The 15,023-nt window shown below is 61.1% G+C and carries 14 protein-coding genes; 11 read left to right on the top strand and 3 right to left on the bottom strand.

The features are described 5' to 3' along the window. The first annotated feature begins 751 nt into the window (after positions 1-751). The 8 genes from O148_RS0112455 (at position 752) to O148_RS0112420 (ending at position 7,570) form a co-directional block, all read left to right on the top strand. Positions 752-1,225 carry a hypothetical protein gene (locus tag O148_RS0112455; protein WP_026531186.1) on the top strand — a complete coding sequence of 158 codons (474 nt, stop codon included), beginning with the start codon at positions 752-754 and terminating at the stop codon, positions 1,223-1,225. 198 nt (positions 1,226-1,423) lie between these two features. Next, positions 1,424-1,762 (top strand): integration host factor, actinobacterial type, encoded by a 339-nt coding sequence (gene mihF, locus O148_RS0112450; protein ID WP_026531185.1) that lies wholly within the window; start codon positions 1,424-1,426, stop codon positions 1,760-1,762. A gap of 9 nt (positions 1,763-1,771) precedes the next feature. After that, positions 1,772-2,374 (top strand): guanylate kinase, encoded by a 603-nt coding sequence (gmk, locus tag O148_RS0112445; protein WP_026531184.1) that lies wholly within the window; start codon positions 1,772-1,774, stop codon positions 2,372-2,374. Continuing rightward, entirely contained in the window at positions 2,374-2,652 is a 279-nt protein-coding gene (gene rpoZ, locus O148_RS0112440) for a DNA-directed RNA polymerase subunit omega (protein WP_026531183.1), read from the top strand. The genes gmk and rpoZ overlap by 1 nt, the downstream gene beginning before the upstream one ends. A gap of 12 nt (positions 2,653-2,664) precedes the next feature. Continuing rightward, on the top strand, positions 2,665-3,933 hold the full coding sequence (gene coaBC, locus O148_RS0112435; RefSeq protein ID WP_026531182.1) for a bifunctional phosphopantothenoylcysteine decarboxylase/phosphopantothenate--cysteine ligase CoaBC: 1,269 nt from the start codon (positions 2,665-2,667) through the stop codon (positions 3,931-3,933). Between the two features lie 63 nt (positions 3,934-3,996). Next, positions 3,997-5,208 (top strand): methionine adenosyltransferase, encoded by a 1,212-nt coding sequence (gene metK, locus O148_RS0112430; RefSeq protein WP_026531181.1) that lies wholly within the window; start codon positions 3,997-3,999, stop codon positions 5,206-5,208. 75 nt (positions 5,209-5,283) lie between these two features. Then, entirely contained in the window at positions 5,284-7,203 is a 1,920-nt protein-coding gene (locus O148_RS16475; RefSeq protein ID WP_075204366.1) for a primosomal protein N' family DNA-binding protein, read from the top strand. Between the two features lie 106 nt (positions 7,204-7,309). Continuing rightward, complete coding sequence (locus tag O148_RS0112420) at positions 7,310-7,570, top strand: class III extradiol ring-cleavage dioxygenase family protein (RefSeq protein ID WP_026531180.1); 261 nt, start codon at positions 7,310-7,312, stop codon at positions 7,568-7,570. Between the two features lie 6 nt (positions 7,571-7,576). On the opposite strand, the gene O148_RS0112415 is transcribed toward O148_RS0112420, so the two are convergent. The 3 genes from O148_RS0112415 to O148_RS0112405 are packed head-to-tail and all read right to left on the bottom strand — an operon-like array spanning position 7,577 to position 10,617. Further along, positions 7,577-8,671, bottom strand: coding sequence for a glycosyltransferase family 4 protein (locus O148_RS0112415; protein ID WP_026531179.1), 1,095 nt, complete (start codon positions 8,669-8,671; stop codon positions 7,577-7,579). Further along, on the bottom strand, positions 8,668-9,630 hold the full coding sequence (locus O148_RS16470; RefSeq protein ID WP_051620181.1) for an alpha/beta fold hydrolase: 963 nt from the start codon (positions 9,628-9,630) through the stop codon (positions 8,668-8,670). The genes O148_RS0112415 and O148_RS16470 overlap by 4 nt, the downstream gene beginning before the upstream one ends. Positions 9,631-9,651: 21 nt before the next feature. Then, positions 9,652-10,617, bottom strand: a complete 966-nt coding sequence (locus O148_RS0112405; protein WP_026531178.1) for a sugar-binding transcriptional regulator — start codon at positions 10,615-10,617, stop codon at positions 9,652-9,654. 186 nt (positions 10,618-10,803) lie between these two features. Between O148_RS0112405 and O148_RS16465 the strand changes: the two genes are divergently transcribed. The 3 genes from O148_RS16465 to glpK all read left to right on the top strand — a co-directional run bounded on the left by O148_RS16465 (position 10,804) and on the right by glpK (position 15,012). Next, entirely contained in the window at positions 10,804-12,609 is a 1,806-nt protein-coding gene (locus O148_RS16465; protein ID WP_084157302.1) for a glycerol-3-phosphate dehydrogenase/oxidase, read from the top strand. A 92-nt stretch (positions 12,610-12,701) separates the two neighbouring features. Then, positions 12,702-13,454 carry an MIP/aquaporin family protein gene (locus O148_RS0112395; RefSeq protein ID WP_026531177.1) on the top strand — a complete coding sequence of 251 codons (753 nt, stop codon included), beginning with the start codon at positions 12,702-12,704 and terminating at the stop codon, positions 13,452-13,454. A gap of 43 nt (positions 13,455-13,497) precedes the next feature. Then, complete coding sequence (gene glpK, locus O148_RS0112390; protein WP_026531176.1) at positions 13,498-15,012, top strand: glycerol kinase GlpK; 1,515 nt, start codon at positions 13,498-13,500, stop codon at positions 15,010-15,012. Positions 15,013-15,023 lie beyond the last annotated feature (11 nt).

The raw sequence follows: 15,023 nt of genomic DNA, 5'->3' as shown, positions 1-15,023 counted from the left end.
CGAGTAAAAGTTCCCTTGAAAGTGACTCACGGACCTTAAAGTGCTTTGAAGTGTCTTGTCAGATATTGCGATCCGTGCAACTGTGACACCACAATGGGTAAGTTCCCTCACGGAAGGACGAAATTATGCGCGCAACAATGGCGTAGAGGGCGGGGCTAGCTTTCTTACTCTTCTCGGGACTCACCGTCTTTCCAGGGGTAGCTTCGGCGAGTCCAGAAAATGTGGCTCCGACGGCAGACATGGAACCGCAGTTGGTTTCAGGCAGGGTCGCGAATAGTCCAGATTTCCGTTATGTTTCGGTATCCGAGGCGAAGAGCAGTTTCGGATACGAGGCTGAAAATGTCAGCGCTTCCGACCAGAATTCGACCCCATCCTTAACTCCGCTGTGGTCGTGGTGGGGCTGCGACTGGCGAGGCGTCGCTGACTATCCGCACGTGACTAATGGGGAAGCATCCGTTCACGGTTATTGGGTACGAGACGGAGGCAACTGCCCTGCAACTGGAACAGTGACTGTGGAACTGCAAGCTCTCGGGTGCGGCAGTTTAGGATGTGTTTGGATAACTCAAGATACTCGTACTGTGAAAGGTGTATATCCAGGCTCGGGCACGGGGCGTTGGGCAACACCGCACAAGACATGCGCGAGTTCAAGGATGGTCGGCTGGCGGGGTAGAGTTGACACCGCATTGACCGATTTTTATGACCCATTTGGCTGGGACGATGGACCCCAAAAAGATCTGTACTGTTCGCCAACATGATTGGTGAAAGCGAAGTTGATTACGTTCCACTCGGCGGTGCGTCTTTGCACGCTGAGCAGGTGGAGCGATTGCCTTTTACTGTTGGTGACTTAGCTGTGACGGGTCTGGTCATTGAGTGCGACCTTGATGACCCCGTCCGTCATGCACGCAGGCCATCAATGAACATCAAGATTACGCAATACCTACGCCTCGCTGACCGCTCCCTTATCCGACTCGACATGGACCGCGGTCTGTCTTTTTTCAAGCATGGGTACCAGCGCCCCGTGTCGTGGAAACAGTCGACTCCGGATTTCGTCGCTGAAGTCTTGACGATCGTTAAGGCAGACGCGCCGGATCCCGCCGATTTTCCATGGGAAGAGTATGCCCAAACGGCACGGCTGCGGAGGATCGCAATTAACGCAGACCAAATAAGCCAACTACCCTGTCAGGTTCTCATTTCAGATCAGCTAGCGGCCAAGCTTGAGCTCTAACCCGCCGTCTACTTCCGTCAGTATCTGGGCACAATGAAGACTCTGACGACTCCATGTGCCACAAGAATAAGAAAAGGGAAGGCCCAAGAGCGCCGCAACAACACATTGATCATTGATAATTATCCGGCCTAAGTAGTAGGTTCAGGGTAGGTTAAGCGATTCCCCCACTTGTGGTGCCTGCACCATAGGAAGAGGCCCGTGCGTGTGAAACCGCTAACAGAAGATCAACGAAAAGCGGCCAGAGCCAAGGCAGCGATTGCTCGTGCTGAGAGAGCCGAGGTGAAGGAACAGTTGCGAGCCGGCACTCTCAGCATCGCGAGGATTGTCAATGAAGACGCCGAACGCGAGTCCATCGGCCGCCTCAAGGTCATGGATCTGCTCCGCTGCCTGCCCGGCATTGGCGAAAAGCGCGCCCTGGGCATCATGGAAGAAATCAAGATCGCACCCACCCGCAGGATCCGCGGGCTCGGCGTCAACCAAAAGCGCGCTTTGGTAGATTATGTGGATCGGCATTCATCCCCCAAACGCAAAGAATGAGGTCCACGCGTGAGCGACACGAAACTGACGGTTTTGGCCGGCCCCACAGCGGTCGGCAAAGGCACAGTTTCCACGTTCATCAGGGATAACTACCCGGAGGTGTGGCTGAGCGTCTCGGCCACCACCCGCGACCCGCGCCCGGGCGAAATCGACGGCGTGCACTACTATTTTGTCGGTCCCGAACGCTTCGACGAACTCGTCGCGAGCGGACAAATGCTGGAGTGGGCCGTGGTGCACGGTCGCAACCGGTACGGCACCATTCGGGCCACCGTGGAGCGAGCCCTCCAGGAGGGCAAAAAGGTGCTCCTGGAAATCGACTTGCAGGGCGCACGCCAAGTGAAAGAGGCCATGCCGGAAGCGCATTTTGTGTTTCTCGCACCGCCCAGCTGGGAAGAATTGGTGCACCGGCTTGTGGGACGCGGCACAGAAAGCGCCGAGGAACAGCAAAGACGGCTAGAAACCGCTAAAATAGAACTCGCTGCCGAATCGGAGTTCGATTTCACCGTCATCAATGACACCGTTGAACGCGCCTCGGCCGAGCTTGTTTCAATCATGGGCATCACCCCGCACCCCGTTGCGGCACCGAACGCCCGCACAACTTTGGAGAATTAGTGTCCGTACAGCTTGAAGGCATCATCAATCCGCCGATCGATTCCCTGTTGAAGGAAACCGATTCCAAGTACGCCCTGGTCATTTACAGCGCCAAGCGCGCCCGTCAGATCAACGCCTACTACGCGCAACTGCACGAGGGCCTTTTCGAGTACGTCGGCCCGCTCGTGGACACCCGCCTGAATGAAAAGGCGCTCTCGATCGCGCTACGCGAAATCAACGAAGGTATGCTCACCTGCACCCCGAGCAAGCCGGAACCGCAGCTGAGCGCCGCCGAGTAACAGCACCCAACCATGAACATCATCCTCGGGGTGGGCGCCGGGATCGCCGCCTACAAGGTTGCCTCCCTGCTTCGCCTTCTCACCGAGGATGGCCATGACGTGCGCGTCATCCCGACGAGCGCCTCGCTGGAATTTGTCGGGGCGGCCACCTGGGAGGCGCTCAGCCACCACAAGGTCACCTCCTCCGTCTTCGATGACGTGGATGAGGTGGCCCATGTGCGCCTCGGGCACGAGGCCGACCTCGTGATCGTCGCGCCCGCGACCGCCGACCTGCTCGCCAAAGCCCGTCTGGGCCTGGCTAGCGATCTGCTCGGCGCCACCATGTTGATGGCGGCAGACAAGCTCGTGATGATCCCGGCCATGCACACCGAAATGTGGGAGCACCCGGCCACCCAGGACAACGTCGCCGTGTTGCGTGAGCGCGGAGTCGCCGTGATGGACCCAGCAGTGGGCCGACTCACCGGCACCGACACGGGCGCGGGTCGCCTCCCCGAGCCGGGCGACATCTACGCATTTATCCGTGAACTTCCCGCCTTCCAGCTATCACAAATGCACGACGGCGATGCCTCCTCAAGCGCAGAAAGCTCGCCTTCGCATCCGCTCGCCTTGAGCGGAAAATCCGTGCTGGTCACCGCCGGAGGGACGCGCGAGCCGTTGGATCCGGTGCGATTTTTAGGGAACCGTTCTTCGGGGAAACAAGGGGTGGCGTTGGCGGCTGCCGCCCGCGACCTGGGCGCCCAGGTAACCCTCGTGGCCGCGCATTTGGATGTCCCGGCACCCACCGGCGTCGAAGTGATCCAGGTGGAATCTGCGCTGGGAATGCGCGAGGTGACCCTCGAGCAAGCGGCGAGCTCCGACGTCGTTATTATGGCCGCGGCCGTCGCCGACTACCGGCCGCAAGAGGTCGCCGCCACAAAAATGAAGAAACGCGGCGATGAGGCGGACCCGGTCATCACCCTGGTGCGCAACCCCGACATTCTCGCCGAGCTGGGGGCGACGCGCCCGGGCGGAGAAGGACAGTACATTGTCGGCTTTGCCGCCGAAACCGGTGACGATCGCGGCTCTGCGCTTGAGTATGGGCAGGCGAAGCTCGAGGCAAAAGGCGCCGACTTGATGGTGCTGAACGAGGTTGACCACGGGAAGGTGTTCGGCGAGGACGCCAACGCCGTGCTGCTGTTGAGCAAGGACGCCGAACCGGAGGCGGTCTCCGGTAGCAAGACGGACGTGGCGCGGGCGGTACTCGCTCGGGTCGCCGAAGCCGTCTCGGGGCGCGAGAGATAAATCACGGGAACCTAGCGCAACATGGCTTCGGTCAATGTCCTAGCGAAGTTATAGAGTGAGACGGTGACCGAAAACCCCACTAATTCACACTTGCGCAAATTCACCTCCGAGTCCGTGACCGAGGGCCACCCCGACAAGATTTGCGACCAAATCAGCGATGCCATTCTGGACGCGATGCTTGAGGCGGATCCGGAATCCCGGGTCGCCGTCGAAACCCTCACCACGACTGGACTGGTCCATGTCGCCGGCGAGGTGACGACAGAAGGCTACGTCGAGATTCCGCAGATAGTGCGGCAAACCATTTTGGATATCGGCTATGACTCCTCGGCCAACGGTTTTGACGGGGCACGTTGCGGCGTCTCGGTGTCCATCGGCCAGCAGAGCCCGGAAATTTTTGACGGTGTGTTCAATTCGCTGGAAGTGCGCGAAGGTCGCAACGTCGACCCGTATGACGCGCAGGGCGCGGGCGATCAAGGCATCATGTTTGGCTACGCCAGCGATGAGACGCCCTCGCTCATGCCGACCCCGATCTTCTTGGCGCACAGGCTCTCCGAGCGGCTGACCGAGGTGCGGCAAAACGGGACCTTGCCCTACCTCTTGCCCGATGGAAAGACACAGGTCACCGTCGGATATGACGGCGACGTCCCGGTGTCGGTGGACACCGTGGTGGTGTCCTCCCAACACATGGCAGGTGTAGACCTGGAGGAGTTGCGCTCCGACCTGGCAGAACAGGTCGTGGCACCGGTGATGGAGAAGTCGGGACTGGACACCTCCGGCATGAAGCACATTTTGAACCCCGGGGGTGCGTTCATTATTGGCGGCCCGGTGGGTGATGCGGGATTGACCGGACGGAAGATCATTGTCGATACCTATGGCGGTATGGCCCGGCACGGCGGCGGCGCCTTTAGCGGGAAAGACCCGTCGAAGGTGGACCGCTCGGCCGCGTACGCGATGCGCTGGGTCGCGAAGAATGTGGTCGCCGCAGGATTAGCGAAGCGCGCCGAAATTCAGGTCGCCTACGCGATCGGTGTGGCTCGCCCGGTCGGGATTTATGTGGAGACCTTCGGCACGCATACCGTGGATCCGGCCAAGATTAGCGAAGCCGTCGAGGCGGTCTTCGACTTGCGGCCCCTCGGCATCATTAACGCCCTGGATTTGAAGCGGCCGATCTATCAGAAGACGGCGGCGCATGGGCACTTTGGCCGCGAGGGCGACACCTTTACCTGGGAACAGACCAACAAGGTGGATGAACTGCGCGCATACTTCGGCGCGTAGCGTGTGCCCATGAACGGCGGGGGAGACGCGCTCTTCGATCAGGCACCTCAAGAGACACCGAGTGAGCCTCCTTCCGTGAGTAGTGCGTCGTTACCGATCGCGCGCGTTGCCCTCGACACTCCCGTCCCGGCGCTGGACAAGCTCTACGACTACTCCGTTCCAGATGACCTGGATGCCGAGGCGCAACCTGGCGTCCGGGTGAAAGTGGTCTTCGGCGGACGTGCGATGTTTGGCTACATTATCGAGCGGGTAGCATCGCCCGAGCCCGGTGTGAAGGTTCAGGACATTCGCAAGGTCGTCTCGCCCCAGCCGGTGTTGACCCCAGAGGTGTATCGGCTCGCGCGCGCCGTCGCGGACCGGTACGTGGGGGTGCTCTCCGATGTGTTGCGCAGCGCAGTGGTGCCGCGGGTTGCCCGGGTCGATCAGGAATTTCTGGATGTTCCGGAACTGGATGCGCCGACGGCGCGGTCACCGCAGCGCGGCGCGACGATTACGCTGAACCCGACGGGGAACTCGCGGCTGCGGTTTGATCAGCTTTTGGTCCGGGCTCTCGATGCCGTTGGCGCCAAGGGTGCCGCGATTGTTGTGGTTCCGGACGCGCGCGATCTGGATGTCCTCAAGGAACGGGCGGCGGAGCTCGCCGCCGAGCGAGGGCTAGACCCTGCGGACATTGCGGTGCTTTCCAGTGACGACGGCCCCACCCTGCGCTACCGCGAGTTCTTGCGGGTGTTGCACGGCGAGGCCAGGGTTATTTTGGGGACCCGCTCGGCACTGTTCGCGCCGTGCCGAAATGTCGCGTTCATTGGCGTTTTTGATGACGAAGACCCCTCCTTCACGGACCCGAGGGCGCCCTATTTTCATGCGCGCGAAGTCGCGCTCTTACGCTCCCAACTTGACGATACCGACCTGCTCTTCACGGGGCCGAGCCGCTCTGTTCAAGTGCAACGGCTCGTGGACAACGGGTGGTTGCGCGAGCTCGCGCCGTCGCGAGAGGAAATCCGTGCTGGCACGCCCCAAGTCGTCTCGACGGCGGATGACTTTGAGCAGGAACGCGATCCGCTGGCACGTTTGTCGCGACTACCGCACCGCGCCTGGCTTGCCATCAAGAACGGGCTAGAGCGAGGGCCGGTACTGGTTCAGGTGGCGCGTCGCGGTTATGCCCCCGCGTTGGCGTGCACACGTTGCCGCAGCGCGGCTCTCTGTGAAAAGTGCGGAACCTCGTTGGTGCTCCGCGGCGAAGGTCTCAAGCCCGAGTGCCCGGCGTGCGGTTGGGTTGCCGATCCGTTCGATTGCCCCGAGTGCGGCAATGATACGGTGCGCCTGACCACCGTCGGGTCTGCGCGTACGGCGCAAGAGCTCGCACGGTCCTTCCCCGAGGCGCGAGTGCTGGAGTCCGCAGGCACACACATTATCGATGCGGTTGGCGATGATCCGGCGATTGTTATTGCGACCCCGGGCGCCGAACCGGAGTGCGAGGCCGGTTACGCGGCGGTAGTGCTTCTCGACGGCGACAAGTCTCTTTCACGGACCGCGCTGGACGCGCAAGCACAAGTTGTCCGGAACTGGTTCAACGCCGCAATCCGCGCGAGACCACAGCACGACGGGGGAGAAGCCGTTGTGGTGTCGAGCCACCAACACCCGGCAAGCTTCCTGGTGCGATGGGCCCCGGTCGGCGCGGCAGAACGCGAACTCGAGGAGGCTCGCGAAGTCGGTATGCCGCCGATCCGCAGGGTCGCCACTGTGACCGGCACCCAAAAGTCCGTGTCGGCATTCATGAACGGTTTGCAACTCCCCGAATCCGCCCAGGTGTTCGTGACCAGCGCCGCTGAACCACACGCGGGTGGCGGAAATCACCGGGCCGTCGTTCTTTACTCCTATGGGATAGCCGCTGACGTTGCGCACGCACTGCGCCAGCGGCGCATTGACCTGGCGCCCACGGCACGCGACGCGGAAGATCGCGTCAAGATCGTCATGGACAGTACCGACGGCCTGTGACTCCCGTGTCATTTATTGAGGATCTAGCGTGCCGGCGGAGTTCACACTAAGGTTTTGAGAAGTGCCCCGCAGATGTGGGCACCGGCACGGATCTGAAAGGCATAAAATGGCAGTTGATCACAACTCGGACGAAACTTTTGGCTTGCCTGTTGACGAGCCGTTCACTGGGGAGCAGGCAGAAATCATCAAGGCAAGCGACCTCGTCAAGTTGCAAGAAACTCTTTCAGCGGCGCCGGTGGACGGTCCGTTCACTGCGGATGAGATCATCACGATTGCCACCTACGATGCACCGCTGAAAGAACTGCCAGACGACCTTGAACTGCCCATCCCCTCGGAAGAGTGGGTAGCGCTCGTCACCCGGAACTGAGCTAGGTCACCTTCTTTTGGCCGCTCTGCGCTGAGAGCGCAGTGCGAGCGCCTCGCCAGCCGCACTGCGCAACGCTGCCGCCGAATCGCGCCAGGAATATGCCTTGGCCCGCACAAGTCCGCGCTGGCTGGAAGCCAGCCACTCGCCGTCGTTCTTCAATTCCTTCGCCGCGCGGGCAAAAGCCTCATGATCCTCGGCCGGAACAAAGCGCACCGCGTCAGCGCCGACCTCGCGGAATATCTCGATGTCTGAAGCGATCACCGGGGTGCCCACCTGCATCGCTTCAATGAGGGGCAAGCCGAAACCTTCAGACTTAGAAAGCGTGACGAGCGCGGTGGCGCGGCGGAGCAAGGTGTCATATTCCTGATCTGTCACTCCGCGGTGGAAGACCACATTCGTTGCCTCCGGCGCTAATGCCCGCAATTCGGCTTCGCGTTCCGGGCGTATCCCGGAGAGCAGGTGAATCGTGAACTCGGGGAGCAGGGAAGCGGCGCGCATAATGGTTTCCGCATTCTTGTAGGGCATAAACGAGCCCATGTACACGAGGCTCATATCATGACCCGCGTCCGAATCGCGCGGCTTCGCCGGTTGCGGCGCGTTGGACACCAAACGGATGGGTTTCTTCGTGAAGCGGTGCTTGCGCATCAGCCGTTCCGTGGTACGGGAAATCGTCGCGACAATCTCCGGCCGGTTCAGCAGGATGCGCTGTGGCCAATACATCTGGTGGTACAAAAACCAGAGCCACTGGACCGGCTTCGGCAAGAAACCGGGGGCCTGTGGGAACTGGTAATAGGTCAGGTCTTGGCATGTCAGGATCAGGGCGTAGTCGCGGCCCCAGGAACCCATCGTTTGCAGCGGGGACACCACCACATCCGGCGTGAGCTCATTGATCTTCCGGGCAACCCATAGCTCAGAGATGGAGGTGGGCGCATTCACCTTGACCCAGGGTCGATCGGGGAGGAGATCGAGTTGCCGCTCGTCGTTAATGAGCATCGTGACGTCGGCGATTTTGGCGAGCTCGGCCATGATGCTGGCGCCATAGCGGGTCAGGCCGTCTGGGAAATCGAAACGGGTGAAGCGCGCATCGTAGACGATTTTCATCGGGTGGCGTGGCCCTCCATGTGGGTTGCGCCCTGTTGCGGAGCGTCCAGGAACTCATCGATCATCACGGCGGCGAGCATGGGCGTTTCGTAATGCACCAAGTGGCCGGCGCCGGAAATGATGCGAAGCGTTGATTCGGCGATGTTGCCAGCGAGCGCCTTTTGGGTCTCCACCGAGCCGAGATCATCCTTATCACCGGCAATGAGGAGAGTGGGGATGTTGAGCTCGCCGGCAACCTCGCTGACGTCATGACTGACCGACGCGTTAAAAGATTCCAGTACCACCTGTCGGTTGGCGAAGTCAGAAAAATATTGCGCATGCTGCCCATGAATGTAGCGGCGCAAATCGGGGTTCCGGGTCTTGGCCATCATGATGCTCATGATTCGCACGATGCCCGGATTGCTCAGCAGCGACATGCCCGCGGATTCCGGTAGTTTGGCGCCCAGCCAGTAATACAGTTGCGCGGCGCGCGCACCCACCGCGTTGCGGCTGCGCAACGGTGGCTCGCTGATCGGGTTCAGAAGCACCAATGCCGAAAAGGGGTGTTCATCGCCGCGGGCAATCGCGTGGGCAGCCACAATGGAACCGAACGAGTGCCCGAGCAAGACCGGGTTCGCTCCGAGATCGAGGTTGTCTGCGCACCAGAGCACAAAGTCGACATAGGACTGCACGTCATGCGGGCCGTCAAACGGCTCGGACTCGCCAAAGCCGGGCAGATCCGGGATCAGTATTCGGTACTGAGGGAGCGCTGCGATGAGCCGGTCCAGTCCGTGATGGTTGCCACGGAAACCGTGCACCACGAAGATTGTGCGGGGCTCCTCGGCTTCGGGCGCGTCTGACTCCAGCGCCCCGCCAATGATTCCTCGCTCGCCCTCGACCGGCAGGAATTCCCACATCCGTTGCGATGTGTCGCGGAAGCGGAGCGTCAGGACACGGTCGGGAGTGCGTTCGGGATACATGAGATTCAGTCTATCGAGGAACTAGGCGTGAGCCGCCCCGCCAATGAGTTGCGCCGCCGTGACCTCATCCAGAATGAGATCGGTCACCATGCCCCCGGCCAGAGCACCGCGCAAGCCAGGCACCTTGGTGTCGCCGGAAACCACGCACACGCGTTGCGGCACGCGCTGTAACCGTTTCGCATTGGGGCCGGTCGAGCGGTCATTGATTGAGATTCCGTCACTGGAGCCGTCGGCCCGGAAGAATTTCGTCGCCACATCGCCGACGGCCCCTTCCCGGTTCAGGACCGCCAAATCCTTTTCTTCCAGATATCCGCCGGCATACACATGTGAGGGCACCCGTGAGTCCGTCGATCCAACCCCGAAGATGGCGATCGACATATTGTCCTGCAGATCCAAAATGCGCCGCACGCTCCGTTCCTTCCACATCGCGGTCTTGGTTTCCGGGTTGTCGAAGAACGCAGGTACGGGAAATTGCTCTGCACGCGCCCCGTATGCCTCGGAAAACCGGTGCAAAATGTCGGTGGCGTAGGAAATGCCGCTCGTCTGCGTGTTTCCGGCGCCATTGAGCTGCACCACGGTACACCCCTGAGTGGGCTTCCGATTCAAGTGCCGGCTCACCGCGTGGATCGTGGAGCCCCAGGCCACACCGATCACCGAATCGGAACTGATCAAGGGCCCAATGGTGCGGGCAGCCTGAATCGCCACGCTTTCAAGCACCTCGGTGGGATTGGCCGTCGCCGCAATCGGCACCACGTGCGCGTCCACACCGAAAATTTCGTTGATGCGCTGCTCCAGCAACGGCGCCCGCTCTAAGGGATTATTGACGCGGATTTCCACCAGGCCGGTGCCGCGGGCCAGCGACAACAACCTCGACACGCTGGATCGCGACACCCGCAACTCCCGCGCAATCGCATTCATCGTCATGTCCTGCAGGTAGTACATTTGCGCCGCCCGCAAGGCATTGTGCGTGCGTCGATCCTGCGACATCTGTGCAAAATCCGAGCCCGACCCGGCCAAATATGCCTCTTTTGGCATCTTTCCGACCCCATTTCTGCACATATGTGCATGAGCATTGACGGTATTTCTCAACTCTCACCAGAATAGTCCTTGGGAGCCCGATCCAGCGATGGGCATCCCGACAACTCGATACCCGAGAGCAACAAGGATGTACCCGTGACCGCCGCACGCAAAGACGCCACCAGCACCGCCAACGCCGCCAGCTCCGCTGCATCAGGCACCGCCACGCACGGCACCGCCAACGCCGCCGCGCCCACCCGCAGCGAACAACCCCGCTCCGAAGTCGCCGCACTCAAGGCCAACCCGAAGGCGGACGTGCTCATTATCGGCGGCGGCATTAACGGCGTCGGGACCTTCCGCGACCTCGCGATGCAGGGCGTGAATGTTGCCCTCGTGGAGCGCGGCGATTACTGCCAAGGCGCATCCGGCGCGTCCTCGCACATGATCCACGGCGGCATCCGCTATCTGGAAAACGGCGAATTCCGCCTCGTCAAGGAATCGGTCGAAGAGCGCAACGGTCTGCTCAAAATCGCTCCGCACTACGTCAAGCCGTTGCAAACCAGCATCCCCATCTTCTCCACGTTCTCCGGCATCCTCTCCGCCCCGTTGCGTTTCCTGACCCACAAGAGCGGAAAACCCACCGAACGCGGCGCCTTCCTGATCAAGGCCGGCCTCACCATTTACGACTTCTTCTCCCGCGGCGGCAAGACTGTCCCGCGCCACCAGTTCATGGGCGCCAAGAAGGCCAAAGCGCAATTCCCGCAGCTGCGCGAGGACGTCAAATACGTCGCCACCTACTTCGACGCCTCGGTCCACGATCCCGAACGCCTCACCCTGGATGTTTTGAAGGACGGGCTCGCGGCACATACCGCAGCCCGCGCGTCCAACTATGTGAGCGCCGTCGGACATCAGGGCACCAAGGTGATCCTGCGGGATGAGGTGACCGGCGATGTGTTCGACTTCGAGGCGCCCGTGGTGATCAACATGACCGGCGCGTGGGTCGATCAGACCAACGGCGCGATGGGTTCGGCGAGCCGCTTCATGGGCGGTACCAAGGGCAGCCACATTGTGCTTGATCACCCCGAACTGCTCGCCGCAACGCGCGGCCGCGAAATTTTCTTTGAGCATTCCGACGGGCGCATCGTGCTGATTTACCCGATGGGCGATCGCATCCTGGTCGGCACCACGGACATTGACGCGGACATGGACACCCCGGCGGTGTGCACCGAGGAGGAAGTCGACTACTTCTTCGACCTGATCCACCACGTCTTCCCAGCGATCCGCGTCACCCGCGAGGACATCGTCTACCGTTTCTCCGGCGTCCGCCCGCTGCCGCGTCACGACGACACGCAACCGGGCTTCGTCTCGCGCGATTACCGGATTGAAAAGCGCGAAAGCGCCGGCCAAACCGTGATGTCCCTGGTCGGCGGCAAGTGGACCACCTTCCGCGCGCTCAGCGAGCATGTGGCCAATGAGGCGCTTGCGGCGCTCGGGCTCAACAGAAGTACGACGACGAGTGGCGTGGCTATCGGGGGCGGGCGCGGCTTCCCTGCCACCCCGGTCGAGCAGAAAGAATGGGTCGCCTCGCGTAGTACCGGCACCCTGAGCGAGGCACGGGTTGCCGGCTTGCTCAAGCGCTACGGCACGCGGGCCGATGAGGTCATCGCGTGGCTGAGCAGTCACGAGGACCGTCTGCTTTCCTCGACCCATGAGTTGAGCACGGCGGAGTTGAGCTACCTGGTGGCGCGCGAGCAGGTGGCACACATTGAAGATGTTCTCATTCGGCGCACCTCGCTGGCGTTCCGCGGACTTGTCTCCCAAGAACTCGTCAGTGAAATTGCCGAAATCCTTGCCGGAGAGCTCGGCTGGGACAAGGATGAACAAGAGAGGGAGATCGTTCGCACCCTCACCGTTTTGGAGGAAGGGCACCAGGTCCGGGTACCGAGCCTGATCGCAAGCTAACGCGGATCGGTGCTGGGAAACCGGGACTGGGGCACCTTCTCCACCACACAGCGCATTGAGGCGCACCTATAAAGAAAGAGGAATCAAGGAAGATGACACTCTGGGATATTTTCGTCTCCGAGACGTTCGGCACAGCGATGCTGATTCTGCTCGGAGCCGGCGTGGTGGCCAATGTGCTACTCGTCACGAGCAAAGGGTTTGACGGAGGCTGGCTCCTGATCAACTTTGGCTGGGGTCTTGGCGTTTTCGCCGGTGTTTATGTGGCGGTCAATTCGGGTGCGCACCTGAACCCCGCAGTCACCATTGGTATTGCAGTCAACGCCGGAGTCACCGGCGGAACGGAGTTTGTGCCCGGAATACCGATCGACTTTGTGTCGATGATGGTCTATTTCGCCGGGCAATTCCTTGGCGCATTCATCGGGGCGACCCTCGCCTGGCTCGCCTACAAAAAGCAGTTTGACGCCACCGAGAACCCGGAAGCGAAGCTGGCCGTGTTTTCGACCGGTCCTGCCGTGCGTTCCTATGGCTGGAACGTGGTCACCGAGGTCATCGCAACCTTCGTGCTCGTGTTCGTGGTGCTGCTTTTCGCCGGGACGCCCTCGGGGCTCGGACCTTTGGCCGTGGCGCTGTTGGTTGTCGGTATCGGTGCATCCCTTGGCGGCCCGACCGGTTACGCGATCAACCCGGCACGTGACTTGGGGCCGCGCATCGCACACGCACTCTTGCCGATCAAGGGCAAGGGCTCGAGCGACTGGAGCTACGCCTGGGTGCCGGTAGTGGGACCGGTCATCGGCGGCATCCTGGCCGGTTTGCTCGCTCCCGTTGTCGCCGTTGCAGTCGGCTAATCTGCGTTGAATTCAATCGAGAAGAACAAAGGAGTTTTTGACTATGAGTAAATACGTCATTGCGATCGACCAAGGAACAACGTCCTCCCGCGCCATCATTTTTGATAAGCAGGGAAACATCGTCTCCGTGGGCCAAAAGGAACACGAGCAGATCATGCCGAAGGCCGGTTGGGTTGAGCACAATCCGGTCGAGATTTGGGATAACACCCGCGAGGTCATCGGCACCGCGCTTTCCAAGGCAAATCTGACCCGCCATGACATTGCCGCCGTCGGCATCACAAACCAGCGCGAAACCGCGGTGGTGTGGGACAAGAACACCGGCGAACCCGTCTACAACGCGATTGTCTGGCAGGACACCCGCACCCAGGACATTGTCGATGAACTGGCTCAGGACGGGGGAGTCGAGCGGTTCAAGGACACCGTCGGTTTGCCTCTTGCGACCTACTTCTCCGGCACCAAGATCAAGTGGATCCTGGATAACGTGGACGGGGCCCGGGAAAAGGCGGAAGCCGGGGATCTGATCTTCGGCAACACCGACTCCTGGGTTGTCTGGAACCTGACTGGCGGCCCCGACGGCGGCGTGCACATCACCGACGTCACCAACGCCTCGCGGACCATGTTCATGGACCTGAAGACCTTGGAGTGGGACCAATCGATCTTGGACGCGTTTGGTGTCCCGGCGTCAATGATGCCGGAAATCAAGTCTTCCTCCGAGGTGTACGGCACCGTACACACCTCCCAGCTGTTGCGGGAGACCCCGGTCTCCGGCATCTTGGGAGACCAGCAGGCGGCGACCTTCGGCCAGGCGGCGTTCAAGCGCGGAGACGCGAAGAATACCTACGGCACCGGCTGCTTCCTGATCTTCAACACCGGCGAAGAGATCGTGAAGTCGGAAAATGGGCTGTTGACGACCGTCGGGTACAAGCTTGGCGATCAGGACACCGTCTATGCGCTCGAAGGCTCGATCGCGGTTGCCGGTTCGCTCATTCAGTGGCTGCGCGATCAGTTGGGCATCATCTCCAGCGCGCCGGAGGTCGAGAAGCTGGCCGCTTCGGTGGAGGACAACGGCGGCGTGTATATTGTGCCGGCGTTCTCTGGTCTGTTTGCGCCGTACTGGCGCTCGGATGCTCGCGGTGCCATTGTGGGCCTGACTCGCTACGTGAACAAGAACCACATTGCCCGTGCGGCATTGGAGGCTACCGCCTTCCAGACCCGCGAAGTGCTGGATGCGGTCAACGCCGATTCGGGAGTCCCGCTCACCGAACTCAAGGTGGATGGCGGCATGGTCGCCAACGATGCGCTCATGCAATTCCAGGCGGATCTGTTGGGCGTGCCGGTGGTCCGGCCCAAAGTCACCGAGACGACTGCACTGGGCGCGGCCTATGCCGCCGGTCTCGCAGTCGATTTCTGGTCTGACTTGGGTGAGCTGGAGGCGAACTGGCAAGAAGATAAGCGCTGGGAGCCGCAGATGGATGAGGCCGAGCGCGAACGTCAGATGCGTTTGTGGAAGAAGGCCGTGTCCAAGACCTTCGACTGGGTGGACGAAGACGTCAAGTAGTCAATTGTGAT

It is taken from the genome of Haematomicrobium sanguinis DSM 21259 (assembly GCF_000688395.1).
Classification (GTDB): domain Bacteria; phylum Actinomycetota; class Actinomycetes; order Actinomycetales; family Micrococcaceae; genus Haematomicrobium; species Haematomicrobium sanguinis.
Note: the sequence above shows the minus strand (reverse complement) of the source record. Positions and strands in the feature narration are given on the sequence as shown.